Genomic DNA, 16673 nt, shown 5'->3' with positions numbered 1-16673 from the left:
TTCTTTTTTATTGAAATTGTAGTATAATATAGTCTACGGCTGAGAAAAATTATATAGCCATTGGAGGGTAACATGAATTTTGAAGAAGCAAAAAAGAAACTTGAACAGTACGGACAGACACACGTGCTGAAATATTACGACGAGCTTTCCGAGAGTGAGAAAGCAGAACTCTTACAGCAGATAGAAGATACTGATTTTGCGGTACTTGAGAATTGTAAGAACTTAGGTCACAGTGCAGGAAGAGGTAAGTTCGAACCTCTCGCCGCAATGCAGGTTTCAGAGATAAAAAAAAGAAAAGACGAGTTTAAGAAGATCGGTGTTGAGACAATAAAAGCAGGCAAGGTTGCTGCAGTTCTTTTGGCAGGCGGAATGGGAACAAGACTTGGTTCCGACAACCCCAAGGGAATGTATGACATCGGACTTACAAAGCCCGTTTATATTTTCCAGAGAATTATTGAGAACTTGTTAGACACTGTTAAACAGGCTGACGGAAGCTACATCCACCTCTTTATCATGACAAGTGAAAAGAACAACGACGCTACCGTTAACTTCCTTAAGGAGCACAAGTTCTTCGGATATCCCGAGGATAAGGTTACATTCTTTAAACAGGATATGGCACCTGCTTCCGACTATGAAGGAAAGGTTTATATGGAGAGTAAGAACAGAATCTCTACTTCTCCAAACGGTAACGCAGGCTGGTATTCATCAATGCTTAAGGCAGGTCTTCGCGACGTGATCCTCAAAGAGGGCATTGAATGGATCGATATATTTGCGGTTGATAACGTACTTCAGAGAATCGCAGATCCTTGCTTTGTAGGAGCGACGGTTAATGCAGGTGTTGCTTGCGGAGCAAAGGTTGTAAGAAAGAATGCTCCCGATGAGAAGGTCGGAGTTATGTGTCTTGAGGACGGCATGCCTTCAATCGTAGAGTATTACGAGCTTTCACAGGAGATGATGGACGCCAAGGACGAGAACGGCGATCCCGCATACAACTATGGAGTTATTCTCAACTATCTGTTTAATGAGAAAGCTCTTTATGACATAGCTCAGAAGACTCTTCCTCTTCACGTTGTAGAGAAGAAGATTCCTTATATAGATGAGAATGCTAATCTCATTAAGCCCGAGAAACCCAACGGATGTAAGTTTGAGCAGCTTGTTCTTGATATGATCCACATGCTCGACAGCTGCCTTCCTTATGAGGTTGTGAGAGAGCATGAATTTGCGCCCATCAAGAATAAAGAGGGCATTGATTCCGTAGAGTCTGCAAGAGAGCTCTGCAAGAAGAACGGAATCGAGTTATAAGAAATTATTTTGCGACAAGCAAAGCGATCAAGGAGAAAATAAAATGGCAATACTAGTTACAGGCGGAGCAGGATTTATCGGTTCACACACAGTTGTTGAGCTTCAGAATGCAGGTTATGACGTGGTTGTAATGGACAACCTCGTAAATGCTAACCCCAAGTGTCTTAAGAGAGTAGAGGCGATCACAGGTAAAAAAGTACCTTTCTATGAGACAGACATCAGAGACAGAGAGGGACTTGAGGAGATCTTTACAAAAGAAAAGATTGACGGAGTTATCCACTTTGCGGGGCTTAAGGCTGTAGGCGAATCGGTTGAGAAGCCTTGGGAATACTATGACAACAACATCACGGGAACACTCACACTTGTGGATGTTATGAGAAAGCACGGATGCAAGAACATTATCTTTTCATCATCCGCTACTGTATACGGCGATCCCGCATTTGTACCGATCACAGAGGAATGCCCCAAGGGAACATGTACAAACCCTTACGGCTGGACCAAGTCTATGCTTGAGCAGGTTCTTTCAGATATTCAGAAGGCAGATCCCGAGTGGAATGTAGTACTTCTTCGTTACTTCAATCCCATCGGAGCACATAAGAGCGGAACGATCGGTGAGAATCCCAACGGAATCCCCAACAACCTTATGCCTTACATCACACAGGTTGCGGTTGGTAAGCTTCAACAGCTCAGCGTATTCGGTGATGATTATGACACACCTGACGGAACGGGTGTCAGAGATTATATTCATGTTGTGGATCTTGCGCTCGGACACGTTAAGGCACTTAAGAAGCTTGAAAAGGGAAGCGGTCTTAATATCTACAATCTCGGAACAGGTAACGGCTACAGCGTTCTTGATATCGTTAAGAATTTCGAGGCTGCTACAGGTAAGAAGATTCCATATGTTATAAAAGGAAGAAGAGCCGGCGACATCGCCACTTGCTATGCAAGCGCAGCCAAGGCTGAAAAAGAGCTTGGATGGAAGGCTCAGTACGGAATCAAAGAGATGTGCGAAGATTCATGGAGATGGCAGAGTCAGAACCCCAACGGATATGACGACTGATTCAGAGACTAAAATAAATCCGCACGGAGAGCAATATGTTTAGATTATGGGTTCGACTTATCGATGACAATCATTTGATAAATGACATGGTTGTTTGCGATGACAGCGCTGATACGCGCACTCACAAGGTTATGAATGCCATAGAGAAGGCTTGTTATGAGATGGATCTTTCCAAGCCTATCTGGCTTGATACCACAGTGAGGGATTTTCAACTTCACAATAAGTGCAGATTTACGAAGGATGCGTTTATAGAAGAAGTGTCTTTCGACTACATGGAGATTCAGGTTTTAGAAGAGGATTTTTAATTTTTTAATTATTATTTTATTATAATTAAAACACAATTGCGTCACACAATGAAACTATACTAAAGCCATAAAATCAAGGTATGCAAAGGAAAGAAGGTATCTAACTATGTACGAGGATGAGAAAAAATCTTACAACAATAGTGGTTATGGACAGAATAGTAACTACAGCGGATACTCTTATGAGAACAATTCAAGTTCTTACAATAGCAATCCTTACAGCCAGGGACAGAGCTCCTATGGATACGGAAGCAACAGCCAGGGCTACGGAACTTATCAATATAGCACCAATCAGAATGCTAATAATCAGCCACCGCAGCCGCCTAAGAAGAAAAAGAAAGTCGGAGCTATTGTGGCTATAGTACTTATCGTAATGCTTCTTTTGGGAGGTGCGGGCTTTGCCGCATTCCGTATTTTTAATGGTTTAGGACTCCCCGGTGGATCACAGCAGTCTGTTGCTCAGATAGAAGAAAAAGAAGACCAGTCTGCGACGGAAAACAGCGCAGCAGGTACTCAGGAAGAGAAGACGGATGACCAGAAGGTTCAGACAACCACGACCACTGCAGGTGAGACAAGAGTTGTCGTAACAGATGTGACCGGCGTTGTTGAGGAAGTAATGCCTGCAATGGTAATGATCCACAATAATTTCACTCAGTCAGCCAACTTCTTCGGATATGTTCAGCAGGAAGAAGCTCAGGCTTCGGGAAGCGGAATTATCGTAGGACATAATGACACAGAACTTTTGATAGCGACCAACTATCATGTTATCGACGGAGCAGATTCTCTTGAGGTAATCTTTAATGATGATACATCTGTGGGCGCAGCCGTTAAAGGAACCAATTCAGACATGGACCTTGCGGTTATCGCGATCATGCTTGATGAGATTCCCGAGAATACACTTAATGCAATAAAAGAGGCTAAGCTTGGCGACAGTAATACACTTAAGCTTGGTGAGCCTGCTATAGCTATCGGTAATGCACTTGGTTACGGTCAGTCCGTTACTACCGGTGTTATCTCCGCTCTTAATCGTGAAGTTGAGACGCAGCAGGGCGGCGACAAGCATACATTCATTCAGACAGATGCAGCTATCAACCCCGGTAACTCAGGTGGAGCACTTCTTAACCTCAACGGTGAAGTTATCGGAATCAATTCCAACAAGCTTGGCGGAAATGTTATAGAAGGTATGGGCTATGCTATTCCGATTTCAGATGCTAAGCCCATCATAGATCAGCTTATGAATGAGGAGACCAAGATCAAGGTTGCCGAGGAAGAGAGAGGATACATCGGAATTCAGGGATACAGTGTTCCTTCAGATGTAACCGAGTCTTTCGGAATTCCTCAGGGAGCTTATGTTGATAAGATCACTCCCGGCGGCGGAGCAGAGGCAGCAGGCCTTGTGAAGGGTGATGTTATCGTTAAGTTTGAGGGTCATGACATTACATCAATGGATGATCTTCAGACAAGACTTCAGTATTATAAAGCAGGTACAACGGTTAAGCTCGGTATCATGAGAACCGACGGATCGGAGTACAAAGAGACCGAGGTTGAGCTTACACTCGGAAAAGCACCTTCATCTGATGATTCAAAGGCAGCTTCCAATGAAAAAGATGATGCTTCAAGTGAAGGATCATCAGATAATTAAAAGATCATTTCTATATAAGGAAAGAGAAAAAATAAAAGCGGGGTAATTAATGCAGGATAACAGAGACGATCTTCTTGATTTCAGAGAAGTTGATGAAGAAATCGATATTGAAACAAAAAATGATGAAAAAGAAGCTACAGACAGTGTGGTAGATGGAAATAACAGCGCAGACACTTCTGTAGATAAAGGCAGCACCTCAGGGAATGAAGGCAACAGCGCGGATTCCGAGAGCGCATTTGAGGACGTGTGTTTTGTGTGCAGAAGGCCGGAGAGCAAGGCCGGAAAGATGTTTCATCTTCCGAATAACATCAGCGTTTGCCCTGACTGTATGCACAAGATGATGGATACGGTCAGCCAGTTCGATTATCAGAACATGCTGAACAATCCAAACCTCATGAATGAGCTCAACAAGAACATGGGCGGATTCCCGGGCATGGGAATGTTTGATATGGGAAATATCCCCGGTGGTAACTTCAATATGAACGGCGGAATTCCCAATTCTCAGAAGATCAAAAAGAAGAGCGAATCTACAATTAAGCCTGCATTTGATATTAAGAATATCCCTGCACCGCATAAGATAAAAGCTAAGCTTGACGAATATGTTATAGGTCAGGATCAGGCGAAAAAGGTAATGTCCGTTGCCGTGTACAATCACTACAAGAGAGTTGCTACAGGCACAATGGATGACATAGAGATAGAAAAGTCCAATATTTTACTATTGGGACCTACGGGTAGCGGTAAGACATATCTTGTAAAGACGCTTGCAAAGCTTCTTGATGTGCCGCTTGCCATCGCAGATGCAACATCGCTTACAGAAGCCGGATATATCGGAGATGATATTGAGAGCGTTGTAAGTAAGCTCCTTGCGGCAGCAGGTAACGATGTAGAGAAGACAGAACACGGAATCATCTTTATCGATGAGATAGACAAGATTGCCAAGAAGAAAAATACAACATCAAGAGATGTAAGCGGTGAATCCGTTCAGCAGGGAATGTTAAAACTCCTTGAGGGTTCCGAAGTTGAAGTCCCTGTAGGTGCGGGCAGCAAGAACGCCATGGTTCCTTTGGCAACAGTCAATACAAGAAATATACTCTTTATCTGCGGTGGTGCATTCCCCGATATTGAGGATATCATCACTCAGAGACTTAATAAGAAAACTTCAATCGGATTTGATGCAGATCTTAAAGATAAATACGAAGACGACCCCAACATTTTATCCAATGTGGTTGTTGAGGATCTTAAGAAATTCGGAATGATACCTGAGTTTCTCGGTCGTCTTCCCATCATATGTACACTTCAGGCTCTTACAAAAGATATGTATGTGAAGATATTAAAGGAGCCTAAGAATGCGATACTTAAGCAGTATCAGAAACTCCTTGCGCTCGACGAGGTAGATCTTAGATTTGACGACAGCGCGCTTGAAGCCATCGCTGAAAAGGCAATGGAGAAAGAGACCGGAGCCAGAGCACTCCGTGCCATCATCGAAGATTTCATGCTGGATATAATGTATGAGATTCCCAAGGATGAGAATATCGGTCGTGTAACGATCACAAGGGATTATATCGAAGGAAAAGCTTCTCCCATGATAGAGATAAGAGGAGAAGAAGTGCATAAGAGAATCCCGCAGCTTAATACAGAACAGGCTAGGAATTAATATAATAACAAAAGTAAAAGTCTCAGGTGATCTCACCCGAGACTTTTTATATTTTGCGCATCGTGCGTTTATTATTCAAATGTAATAAATGTTCCTGCCTTGCCCTTTAATGCATCCTGAGCGGCTGCGAGGGAAGTGATGAGAACAGAACCGTTGTGGTTGGACTCAAGGAATGAGATAGCGGCCTCAATCTTGGGAAGCATATTGCCTTCTCCGAACTCGCCTGACTCGATGTATTCTTTGGCCTGTGCAATGTTCATCTTCATGATCGGTTCCTGATCCTCTTTGCCAAAGTTCTTGTAAACGGAAGGAACGGAAGTAAACATGATCAGTCTGTCAAAATTGAGATCGGTAGCAAGTTTGCCTGCGATCACATCCTTCTCAATAACGGCTGATGCACCCTTGAGTACGTGACCTTGTTCGATAACGGGAATGCCGCCGCCACCGCATGCTACAACTTCCTGGCCTGCATCTATAAGAGCCTTAATCGCATCAAGCTCGATTATCTTAAGAGGCTGAGGAGCTGCAATAATTCTTCTGAAGCCCTTTCCGGGAACCTCTTTAACGAAATTGCCCTTCTTGACCTCGCTGTCAGCGTCCTCTTTGGACATATAACGGCCGATCTCCTTGGTGGGAGCGTAGAAGGCCTCGTCGTAGGGATCGACAGAAACCTGTGTAAGGATCGTGCTGATGGGCTTGGTAATTCCACGACGTAAGAGCTCAGTCTTAACTGAGTTCTGAATATCGTATCCGATATATCCCTGGCTCATTGCGCTGCATACGCACATGGGAGCTGAGGTGTAATCTATAAACATTCTGTGAAGCTCGGTCATGGCCTTGTGGATCATGCTGACCTGAGGGCCGTTACTGTGAGTGATGACCAGCTGATAGCCGGATTCTATAATGTCTGCAAGAACCTTACCGGTTAACTGTATGGCCTCTCTCTGTTCCTGAGTATTGACACCCAGCGCTTCGTGACCGAGAGAAACGACTGCTTTTAAGTTTTCCATTTTGTCCTCATTCCTGCACAGGATAAATATCTGTGCGATAAAAGTAAGATAGAACTATTTTACTCTATTTGCCGCTGTTTTGGAAGACATCATCCTCCAGGAAATACGACATATCACCGTCTATATTTGGATTGATCTTAGTGATCCTGCGGTCGTAAGTCATAAGACCGTTTACCTCTTCTTCAACATCGCTAAGCTGCGTGTAAACAGCACCGGCAAGCCCCTGCTTTATAAGAGGTTTGATACTTCCGTTTATCAGGTTGTAGTAGGCAACACCCAAAGCGTCAAGCGTGTCATATTTTTTGTATCCGTAAATTCTGTCTACGCTTGAGTGACCCGCGATATGGCAGGTGTAGCCACCGTATTCCGAGATGACGAAAGCTCTTTTGTTCTTATCTTTTTCAACGGCAAGTGGTCTGAAGTAGTTGTGTACGCTTCTGTAGTTTCCGGTTCCTTCGTCGAACCAGCCGCTCGCCTGATCAATAGGGCGTGTGTCGTCACATTCTCTTGCCATTATCGTTGCGCCTGCGGCGTTGAACTGTCCCCAGCCTTCATTAAAAAGAACCCACGTCGCAATAGACGGTACATTATAAAGATACTTGATCGTGTTCTTCATCTCTTCTATCCATTCTTTGCGGCCTTCTGCGGAATGCCTTGAGAATGTTTTGTAATACGCGGGACCGTCGGATAATCTTCCGAATACCTTAGGGAAAAGAGTCGGCAAATAAGTAACGACCGGCTTGGCATAAGATGAACCGCCGCATACCATGTCCTGCCACACTATCATTCCAATCTTGTCGCAGTGATAGTACCAGCGCGCAGCCTCTATCTTGATGTGCTTACGCATCATGTTAAACTTAAGTCTTTTCATTTCTTTGATGTCATAGATAAGCGCATCGTCAGAAGGTGCGGTGTATAAACCGTCCGGCCAATAGCCCTGATCGAGGACACCCATAAGGAAATAAGGCTTATTATTTAAAAAGAATCTTCTTACTCCCGCGGAGTCTGTATCTATAGAATATGAGCGGATCGCAAAATATGAGCGAACGCGGTCGGATCCCGCAACGATCTGAAGAGGATAAAGATAAGGATCCTCGGGAGACCAAAGATGCGGAGAGTCAAGCTCGAAGCGGAATTTATAACAGTGAGAATCATTATTTTCCGAAAGGTTCAGCGGACATATATCCGATGAGAAATTTTCAAGGGAATCGTTTTGTCTTTCGGGGGCATCTGAAGATGCGGGAGCCTTTACAAGCTCTTGTCCCGGGATCTTTACAGACACAGAGGTGCTCTGTGTTGTGGTGATGGTTATGCTTACTGTTTTGAGATCTTCTTCCGGTGTTATCTTAAGCTCTTTTACATAAATATCGGGAACTTCCTCAAGCCAGACAGTCTGCCAGATTCCGCTCTGTGCGGTGTAGTACATTCCGCCTCTTTTCAGAGTCTGCTTACCTCTTGAATGATAAGAAGTATCGCTCGTGTCGCGAACCTTGACGATAAGCGTATTCTCTTTTGCCTCATCAATATAACCTGTTATGTCAAAGGTAAAAGGAAGATATCCGCCGCTGTGGGAGCCTACGAGCTTGCCGTTTACATAGACGTCGGCAAATTGATCGACTGCTCCGAAGTGAAGGAGATATCTTGAATTATCATAAGTTTTGGGGAGTTTTGGAAGTGAGCGTTTGTACCAAAGAATCTCATCGGGCTTTAATTGTTTTTCAACGCCTGAGAGAATGGCTTCCGGTGAAAAGGGGACAAGTATCTTGCCGTCGGAGATTTCGGGTATGTCGTCCGACGAAGACTCTTTTACCATGCTATAGTCCCAATAACCGTTGAGATTAACATAGCTGTCGCGAACAAATTGAGGTCTTGGGTACTCTGTAAGAACATGCTCGGGGTCGAGATTCTCGCCCCATGTAGTGTAGAGACGATTTAACACGTCGTCCTCGTGTGGCTTGTCGATTGCCTTTATTGCATCAATTAAGTCCATAATCCACCTTTCCGGCATTGCCGTACTTTACTATCAGATCTTGATAAAACGCTGTGAGCGTAGCATATCTGTAGACGCTGATCCAAAGAAGCGGAATAAAAAGAGTGATAACTCCGAAGATCATCAAAGGGATAAAGCTTATGTGAAGGTACAGAAGACGGAATCTGTGACCTTTCATCATTTCTTTACTGTAAGCCAAAAGCTCTTTTGCCGATTTGTCAGGATAGTCGTGCAAAAGAAAGAACGCCTGCGAATAGGTCAGTGAAACATAGACGTTTATGATAAGTCCGAGAACGATGAAGATAAAGAGTACGCCGAGTAATCCGGAAGAAGGATTGGTGCGGCTTAAGTAAAAGATCACCGTTCCGGGTATGCTTACAAGGAAATCAACCACAACAAAAAGAGCCTGAATAGTCACGGCTTTGTTGGGGTGCTGTTTAAATCCGAAGAAAATGTCACTTGTCGAAACTGCCTGTGAATACAGAAGATTCATATATAGGTAAGCCTTGCCGGATACGAGTATGCCGACAAGGATACTGATCACGAGTGTGATGAGCTCATTGATACAAAAAAGAAGGATGTTTCGGGGGCCGCTGACCGTGACCAATGCCGATACTATGAACTGTATGGCAAAGATTAAAATGTTTGCAAAAATAAGTGTGCCGTATTTGTCCAGTGATTTTTCTTTTGCAATAGCCTTAAGCTCTGATGAACTTTTTAATTCGGTCATGAATAACTCCCCACCTTATCCTGCGATATCGACATGAGCCCCCACAAGTCCCTGTCTGTCGATGGACTTTCGGGCTTTCTGATAAGGATTCTCCTCATTGGAATATTTAATCTTGGTGGCTGTCTCGCCGCCGCTGACGTAGGTTCTGCCGCACTCGGGGCATACCGCCGTCTTAAGTGATACCGAAGCCTGAAGAACTTTGCCGCCTTTCATGGCTGCGTTCTTGTAGGCATTACTTACGTGTTCAGCCTCGTGACCGCGAACTCTTGCTGCCGCAGCCTGAGGATCAATATGCTGTGCCGATTTAAAAGAGACCATCTCATTGGAACCGTCTTGATACTTACGATTCTTGCAAGTCTCGCACTCCGCGGGTGAAGAAACCTTGCCCGGAGCTCTCTGTGTGGACTCGTTCGGATTGAGAATGGGTTTGCTTCCTTCCGCAGCCGCAGCTGCACTCGCGCCGCTTGTTGCAGCACCCGAATTAAAAGAATTTTGATAATTGTAAGCGTTATATCCGCTTCCTACAGCACCGATCAAACTCATAGGCACCTCTTTTCACTCTGTTGACACGTCAAATCCGACGTCTTTTAACATGTCATCAAAGCTTTCGCCGTTCATACGCTCCGACATGATGTTCACCTGTTTTCTGGCCTCAGGATCGGTAAGAACCATGTGAAAGCTCTTAACCAGAACAAAATATCCGAGGAAAATGGCGAAAATACCGAATAATATACCTCTTTTTGCCTGCGGAAGCAGCTTAGCTGCGGTTCCCTTGGACAAAAGAGCCAGAACAACCGCCACGCCTCCCATGATAATGCCGGTGTACGCGAATAAACAAAACGGAATCGCGAGCAGTCCGGTAAACATGGCGAAAGTGGCAAGACTCACATGTTTATCAAGCTGGTTGTGGGTCTTGTTGTAGTTGAAGTTGTTTATATAGTAATTGTCTTCCCCGTTATCTCCCATAATACGTCCTTAAAAACAATAGTTTGTTAACATAAATTCTATAATAAAACGCACTTTTTTACAATGTTTCGGAAGGCTCGGAGTCTTGAAAACAGCACGCTACGATTGGTATAATAAGGGAGTGTGTGGCTGTTTATAAAAAATTCAGCGAAAATTTCGGCGCATTTAATCGCGGATTTGGGGAAAGCCACGAGTACTTTATAGTTTTTTGTGAGGTAGGTATGGATATTGTTTTAAAAATTAAGGAAGAGCTTAATGTAGAAAAATGGCAGGTAGAAGCTGCAATAAAGCTTATTGATGAGGGAAATACGATTCCCTTCATTTCACGATACAGAAAGGAGGTTACGGGCTCCCTTAACGACGAGCAGCTTCGTAATCTTGATGAGAGACTTAAGTATTTAAGAGGACTTGAGGAGAGAAGAGAGCAGGTTCTTGCATCCATCGAGGAGCAGGGCAAGATGACCGACGAGCTCAGAGCCAAGATTGTTGCGGCTGAGACCATGGTTGCGATCGAGGATCTCTATCTTCCTTACAGACCAAAGAGAAAGACAAGAGCAAGCGTTGCAAGAGAGAAGGGACTTGAAGGACTGTCCGACATCATCCTTGCACAGGAAACGAATAGGACTCTTGAAGAAGAGGCTGAAAGCTTCGTTGATGCAGAGAAAGGTGTCGAAACGGTTGGCGACGCCATTCAAGGCGCGATGGACATTATCGCCGAGGATGTTTCCGACAACGCGGACTATCGTACATATATAAGAGAAGCTACTATGGAGCACGGACTCCTTACAAGTAAGGCCAAGGATGAGAAGGCTGAGAGCGTTTACGAGATGTACTACGGCTACGAAGAGCCCATCAGCAAGGTGCTCGGACACAGAATCCTTGCGCTCAACAGAGGCGAGGCGGAGAAGTTCCTTGTTGTTAAGATTGAGGCTCCCGAGGAGCAGATTCTCAGATTTCTTGAGACCAAGCTTATCAAGAACGAGAACCCTGCAACTACAGATGTGTTAAAAGAGATCGCGCAGGATGCGTACGAAAGACTTATTGCGCCTGCGATTGAGCGTGATATCAGAAACGAGCTTACGGAAAAAGCCGAGGACGGCGCCATAACCGTATTTGGTAAGAACTTAACTCAGCTTCTCATGGCACCTCCTATCGTAGGAAAGACCGTACTTGGATGGGACCCTGCGTTCAGAACGGGATGTAAGCTTGCTATCGTTGATGCTACGGGTAAGGTCCTTGATACCAAGGTTATATATCCCACAGCACCTCAGAACAAGGTTGAAGAAGCCAAAGCTGAGCTTAAAAAGCTCATTGATAAATATGATGTTGATCTTATTTCTGTCGGAAACGGAACTGCTTCAAGAGAGTCAGAGCAGGTAATCGTAGAGCTGATAAAAGAGCTCTCTAAGCCCGTTCAGTACGTTATCGTTAATGAGGCCGGTGCATCCGTTTATTCCGCAAGTAAGCTCGCAACCGAGGAATTCCCTCAGTTTGACGTCGGACAAAGAAGTGCGGCTTCTATAGCAAGAAGACTTCAGGATCCTCTTGCTGAGCTTGTTAAGATCGATCCCAAGTCAATCGGTGTCGGTCAGTACCAGCATGACATGAACCAGAAGAAGCTCGGCGAGACCCTTGAAGGTGTCGTTGAGGACTGCGTTAACAAGGTCGGAGTAGACCTTAATACTGCGTCCGCTCCCCTTCTTCAGTATATTTCCGGAATTTCCAAAGTGATTGCCAAGAACATCGTTGATTACAGAGAAGAAAACGGTAAGTTCAAGAACAGAGGAGAACTGTTAAACGTTCCCAAGCTCGGGCCCAAGGCGTATGAGCAGTGCGCGGGATTCCTTAGGATCGCTGACGGTGACAATCCGCTTGATGCCACCAGCGTTCATCCCGAGTCATATGATGCTACTTTGAAGCTCATGGACAAGCTCGGAATAACATTTGACGATGTGCGCGCAGCGCAGAAGAACGCAGCCAAGGCAGTTCTTGAAAAGCCCGCAGCCCGCGCTGAGAAGCCTGCACCCAAGAAAAAGCCTAAGCAGGTAGTTATCAGAAATACCAATACCGCTATGGGAGCGGCTCTCGCAGCTGCTCTTGCAGGAAGTGATCTGGCGGTTGTTGATGATGCGGCTTCAAGCAGTGGAAATCATGGTGGCAAGGGATCCAATGGCGGAAATGCCGGCGCTAAGGGAAACGGCGCGGAACTCGGAAGCGCGCAGAGCGCCGGTGGAAGCATAGCCGGAGCCTCGGCGGTATCTCTTTCACACAAGATTACAGAGAACGAGAAAAAGAAATTATCAGAGGAGCTTGGAATCGGTGAGATCACTCTTACAGATATCCTTAGCGAGCTTGAGAAACCGTCAAGAGATCCTCGTGAGAATATGCCCGCACCTATTCTTAGAAGTGATGTCCTTGACATGAAGGACTTAAAGCCCGGAATGGTGCTTAAAGGAACAGTTCGTAACGTTATCGACTTTGGTTGCTTCGTTGATATCGGAGTTCACCAGGACGGACTTGTTCATATTTCTCATATAACAGACAGATATATCAAGCATCCGCTTGAAGCAGTGAGTGTTGGCGACATCGTAGACGTTCAGGTTCTTGATGTTGAAGTGGATAAAAAGAGAATCTCTCTTACCATGAAGATCGGCGATCCCGCCCGCGTTGCGGCAGAAGCCGAAGCCAAGAGAGCGGCACGCGGCGCAGCCGAGGCTGCAAGATCTGCAGAGAGAAAGGCAAGAGAGGAAGAAGCCAAGGCTGCCAAGAAAGCAGCAAGAGCCGCTTCTCCCGTAAAGAGAACCATGACAAAGAGTGCAAGCAGCGCAGCTAAGACGGCGACCGGCGCGGCCAAGACTGCGGCTTCAAGTTCCGCAAGCGCGACAAAGAGCACAGCCGTAACGACGACAGCAAGCGCATCGAAGCCCGCTTCAAGCACGGCTACCGCGACAGCTGGCGGAGCAGCGCCTGCAAAGAAGTTCAAGAAGAAGGGCATCGTTATATTTAAAGGCAACGCGAACGATTGATGCTTAACAATAATTAGTAAGTACACAGCAAGAACTGGCGTGAATGCCTAGGGGTATTTTTGTATAATAGACATATATTTTAAGTCATAATGTCAGCGCCCGGTGGGGGTGCTTGTATATTTAATTTAGGAGGGTACACATGCTTTATATTGGAGTAGATTTGGGAACATCATCCGTTAAGCTCGTGCTTATGGATGAGACAGGTAAGATTCACGGAACAACATCAAGGGAGTACAAGCTTTACTTCCCTCAGCCCGGTTGGTCAGAGCAGGAGCCTGCTGACTGGTACAACGAGGCAATCGCAGGACTTAAGGATCTCCTTAAGGATGTTGATAAATCACAGGTCAAGGGTATCAGCTTCGGTGGACAGATGCACGGCCTTGTAATTCTTGATGAGAATGACAACGTTATCCGTCCCGCAATTCTTTGGAACGACGGAAGAACACAGAAGCAGGTTGATTATCTCAACAACGAGATCGGAAAAGAGACTCTTTCCAAATACACTGCAAACATCGCGTTCGCAGGCTTCACAGCACCCAAGATCCTTTGGGTAAAAGAGAACGAACCCGAGAACTTCAAGAAGATCAAGAAGATAATGCTTCCTAAGGATTATCTTGCTTATAAGTTATCAGGAACATTCTGCACAGATTATTCTGATGCTTCCGGAATGCTTCTTTTGGACGTACAGAACAGAAAGTGGTCCAAAGAGATGTGTGATATCTGCGGAATCACAGAGGATATGCTTCCTCAGCTCTTTGACAGCTTTGAAAAGGTTGGTCAGCTTAAGGCTGAGCTTGCTTCAGAGCTTGGACTTAGCACAGACGTTGTTATCGCAGCAGGCGCCGGCGACAATGCGGCAGCAGCTGTAGGTACCGGAACAGTTGGAAACAACAAGTGCAATATTTCACTTGGAACCAGCGGAACAATCTTCATGTCATCCGACAGCTTTGCGGTAGACAGCAACAACGCTCTTCATTCATTCGATCATGCTGACGGACATTTCCATCTCATGGGATGCATGCTCAGCGCAGCAAGCTGCAACAAGTGGTGGATGGATGAGATCCTCAAGACCAAGGATTATGCAGATGAGCAGAAGGGAATCGAGAAGCTTGGTGAGAACCACGTATTCTTCCTTCCTTACCTCATGGGTGAGAGATCTCCTTGGAACAATCCTAACGCACGTGCGACCTTCACAGGTATCACGATGGATACAACAAGAGAGGATATGACACAGGCGGTTCTTGAAGGTGTTGCATTCGCTACAAGAGATATGTACGAAGTAGCTAAGAGCATCGGCGTAGCTCCCAAGAGAACAATGATCTGCGGCGGCGGTGCAAAGAGCCCTCTTTGGAGAAAGATGATCGCCAACATCCTCAACGTAGAAGTTGATGTTCCTTCATGTGAGGAAGGCCCCGGAATGGGCGGCGCAATGCTTGCTATGGTAGCTTGCGGAGCATACAAGACAGTAGAGGAAGCGGCAGCAGCAATCGTTAAGGTGGACAAGACAGAGAAGCCCGATCCCGAGCTTGTAGCTAAGTACGAGGCAAGATATCAGCAGTTCAAGAATATCTACCCTGCACTTGCAGATACTTTTGATAAGATTATTTGATGAGTGATATAATCAAACCACCACACGTGATGTATGGTGGTTTTTTTATTGTACGAGCTCTTAGAATAATAAAAGATTATTAGAAAGAATATATGAATAGACGGAACATTTTTTTGACAATACTAATATGCATATCATGCCTTGCAGGTTGTAGTTTTCAAGCATCTGACGCTGGCGGCCAAACGGCAGATATATCAGGTGACTCCGCCGCATCCGCGCGAGCTGCATCGGTGGAGGTCGCTTCGGCCGAAGCATCACTGGCATCGTCGCCAAAAGAAGATTCTACGACTTTGCAGAAAGAGCAATCTTCTGATGTGACCCTACTCATGGTTGGAGACATTCTTCTTCATGAGCCTGTTCAGCGCGTGGCTAAGGATGCCGAGGGCAATTACAACTATGACTTTATTTTCGAGCACGTTAAGCCTGAGATGCAAGCGGCTGATGTAGCCATTGTAAATCAGGAAGTTATCATTGGCGGTAAGGAGCTTGGTGTGTCCGGATATCCGATGTTTAATGCGCCGTATGAAGCCGGCGATGCGCTTGTGGCAGCGGGAGTTGATGTGGTTTGTCATGCGACGAATCACTCGCTTGATATGGGCAAAAAAGGCATCATCAACTGCTACGAATTCTGGAAGCAGCGCTATCCGCAGATAAAAGTTGTCGGGCTTAACGGCTTTGAGTATGAATATGAAAATATAGATATCATCGAGAAAAACGGCATTAAGATCGCGATCCTTAATTATTCCTACGGAACCAACGGAATAGCTTTTCCCAAGGATATGCCTCATGCTGTAGATATGCTTGAAAAAGATAAGGTGGAAAAAGACCTTAAGTATGCGGAAGAAAATGCTGATTTCACGCTTGTGATACCGCACTGGGGAACAGAGTACAATCTTGGAACCGATGCGTATCAGGACTACTGGACAGGTATTTTCAGAGAAGGCGGAGCGGATCTCGTTATAGGCGCGCATCCTCATGTTATTGAACCTGTAGAGATGATTGAGGATGAGAACACTGGGATAACCAATAATCACGGCGGCGGAGACATGCTTGTTTATTACTCGCTCGGAAACTTCGTGAGCTGGACATCGTCGACGGGTAAAGGCGTTTCAAACAGAAGCGTCGGAGGAATGGCCAAGGTTACGATTACCAAGAATGCATCCGGCGAAGCGGTCATCAAAGATCACGAGGTTGAAGCGGTTGTGTGTCACGAGAGCAGCAAGGAACACGGAGTTACCGTTTATCCGCTTTCGGAATATTCCGAGGACCTGGCAAAAGAGAATGAGATAAAACTTCAAGACAGCTCTTTTACCATGCAATATTGCGTAGATCTCTGCGATAAAGTGTGGGGGCATGACTGGAAATAATACAGACGCCCGAAG

General features: G+C 45.4%; 14 protein-coding genes. 8 read left to right on the top strand and 6 right to left on the bottom strand.

Annotated features, from left to right (window positions below; translation table 11 throughout):
• Nucleotides 1–72 precede the first annotated feature (72 nt).
• The 5 genes from D6856_RS13635 to clpX all read left to right on the top strand — a co-directional run bounded on the left by D6856_RS13635 (nucleotide 73) and on the right by clpX (nucleotide 5960).
• Nucleotides 73–1302 (top strand): UTP--glucose-1-phosphate uridylyltransferase, encoded by a 1230-nt coding sequence (locus D6856_RS13635; RefSeq protein WP_120687351.1) that lies wholly within the window; start codon nucleotides 73–75, stop codon nucleotides 1300–1302.
• 43 nt (nucleotides 1303–1345) lie between these two features.
• Nucleotides 1346–2362, top strand: coding sequence for a UDP-glucose 4-epimerase GalE (gene galE, locus D6856_RS13630; protein ID WP_120687350.1), 1017 nt, complete (start codon nucleotides 1346–1348; stop codon nucleotides 2360–2362).
• A gap of 35 nt (nucleotides 2363–2397) precedes the next feature.
• Nucleotides 2398–2667 (top strand): hypothetical protein, encoded by a 270-nt coding sequence (locus D6856_RS13625; RefSeq protein ID WP_092250586.1) that lies wholly within the window; start codon nucleotides 2398–2400, stop codon nucleotides 2665–2667.
• Between the two features lie 106 nt (nucleotides 2668–2773).
• Nucleotides 2774–4306, top strand: coding sequence for a S1C family serine protease (locus D6856_RS13620; protein ID WP_120687349.1), 1533 nt, complete (start codon nucleotides 2774–2776; stop codon nucleotides 4304–4306).
• Nucleotides 4307–4355: 49 nt separating this feature from the next.
• Complete coding sequence (gene clpX, locus D6856_RS13615; protein WP_120687348.1) at nucleotides 4356–5960, top strand: ATP-dependent Clp protease ATP-binding subunit ClpX; 1605 nt, start codon at nucleotides 4356–4358, stop codon at nucleotides 5958–5960.
• Nucleotides 5961–6031: 71 nt separating this feature from the next.
• On the opposite strand, the gene arcC is transcribed toward clpX, so the two are convergent.
• The 5 genes from arcC to D6856_RS13590 all read right to left on the bottom strand — a co-directional run bounded on the left by arcC (nucleotide 6032) and on the right by D6856_RS13590 (nucleotide 10656).
• Nucleotides 6032–6970, bottom strand: a complete 939-nt coding sequence (arcC, locus tag D6856_RS13610; protein WP_120687347.1) for a carbamate kinase — start codon at nucleotides 6968–6970, stop codon at nucleotides 6032–6034.
• A 64-nt stretch (nucleotides 6971–7034) separates the two neighbouring features.
• The gene (locus D6856_RS13605) at nucleotides 7035–8960 is read right to left on the bottom strand and encodes a glycoside hydrolase family 2 protein (RefSeq protein ID WP_120687346.1); all 1926 of its coding nucleotides are present in this window, start codon (nucleotides 8958–8960) and stop codon (nucleotides 7035–7037) included.
• On the bottom strand, nucleotides 8947–9690 hold the full coding sequence (locus tag D6856_RS13600) for a DUF975 family protein (protein WP_120687421.1): 744 nt from the start codon (nucleotides 9688–9690) through the stop codon (nucleotides 8947–8949). The genes D6856_RS13605 and D6856_RS13600 overlap by 14 nt, the downstream gene beginning before the upstream one ends.
• Nucleotides 9691–9705: 15 nt before the next feature.
• Nucleotides 9706–10233 (bottom strand): hypothetical protein, encoded by a 528-nt coding sequence (locus D6856_RS13595; protein WP_092250570.1) that lies wholly within the window; start codon nucleotides 10231–10233, stop codon nucleotides 9706–9708.
• A gap of 12 nt (nucleotides 10234–10245) precedes the next feature.
• On the bottom strand, nucleotides 10246–10656 hold the full coding sequence (locus D6856_RS13590) for a hypothetical protein (RefSeq protein WP_092250567.1): 411 nt from the start codon (nucleotides 10654–10656) through the stop codon (nucleotides 10246–10248).
• Nucleotides 10657–10877: 221 nt separating this feature from the next.
• On the opposite strand from D6856_RS13590, the gene D6856_RS13585 reads away from it, so the two are divergent.
• Complete coding sequence (locus D6856_RS13585; protein WP_120687420.1) at nucleotides 10878–13682, top strand: Tex family protein; 2805 nt, start codon at nucleotides 10878–10880, stop codon at nucleotides 13680–13682.
• 139 nt (nucleotides 13683–13821) lie between these two features.
• Entirely contained in the window at nucleotides 13822–15291 is a 1470-nt protein-coding gene (xylB, locus tag D6856_RS13580) for a xylulokinase (RefSeq protein ID WP_120657999.1), read from the top strand.
• A 157-nt stretch (nucleotides 15292–15448) separates the two neighbouring features.
• Here xylB and D6856_RS15225 read toward each other — a convergent pair whose 3' ends face one another.
• Nucleotides 15449–15619 carry a hypothetical protein gene (locus D6856_RS15225; RefSeq protein ID WP_158588958.1) on the bottom strand — a complete coding sequence of 57 codons (171 nt, stop codon included), beginning with the start codon at nucleotides 15617–15619 and terminating at the stop codon, nucleotides 15449–15451.
• On the opposite strand from D6856_RS15225, the gene D6856_RS13575 reads away from it, so the two are divergent.
• Nucleotides 15618–16658: a CapA family protein gene (locus D6856_RS13575; protein WP_158588957.1), complete on the top strand. Its 1041-nt coding sequence runs from the start codon at nucleotides 15618–15620 to the stop codon at nucleotides 16656–16658. The genes D6856_RS15225 and D6856_RS13575 overlap by 2 nt on opposite strands.
• The last annotated feature ends 15 nt before the right edge of the window (nucleotides 16659–16673 follow it).

Source organism: Butyrivibrio sp. XB500-5 (genome assembly GCF_003625505.1).
Lineage (GTDB): Bacteria > Bacillota > Clostridia > Lachnospirales > Lachnospiraceae > Butyrivibrio.
This window is presented reverse-complemented; position numbering and strand designations above follow the sequence as displayed.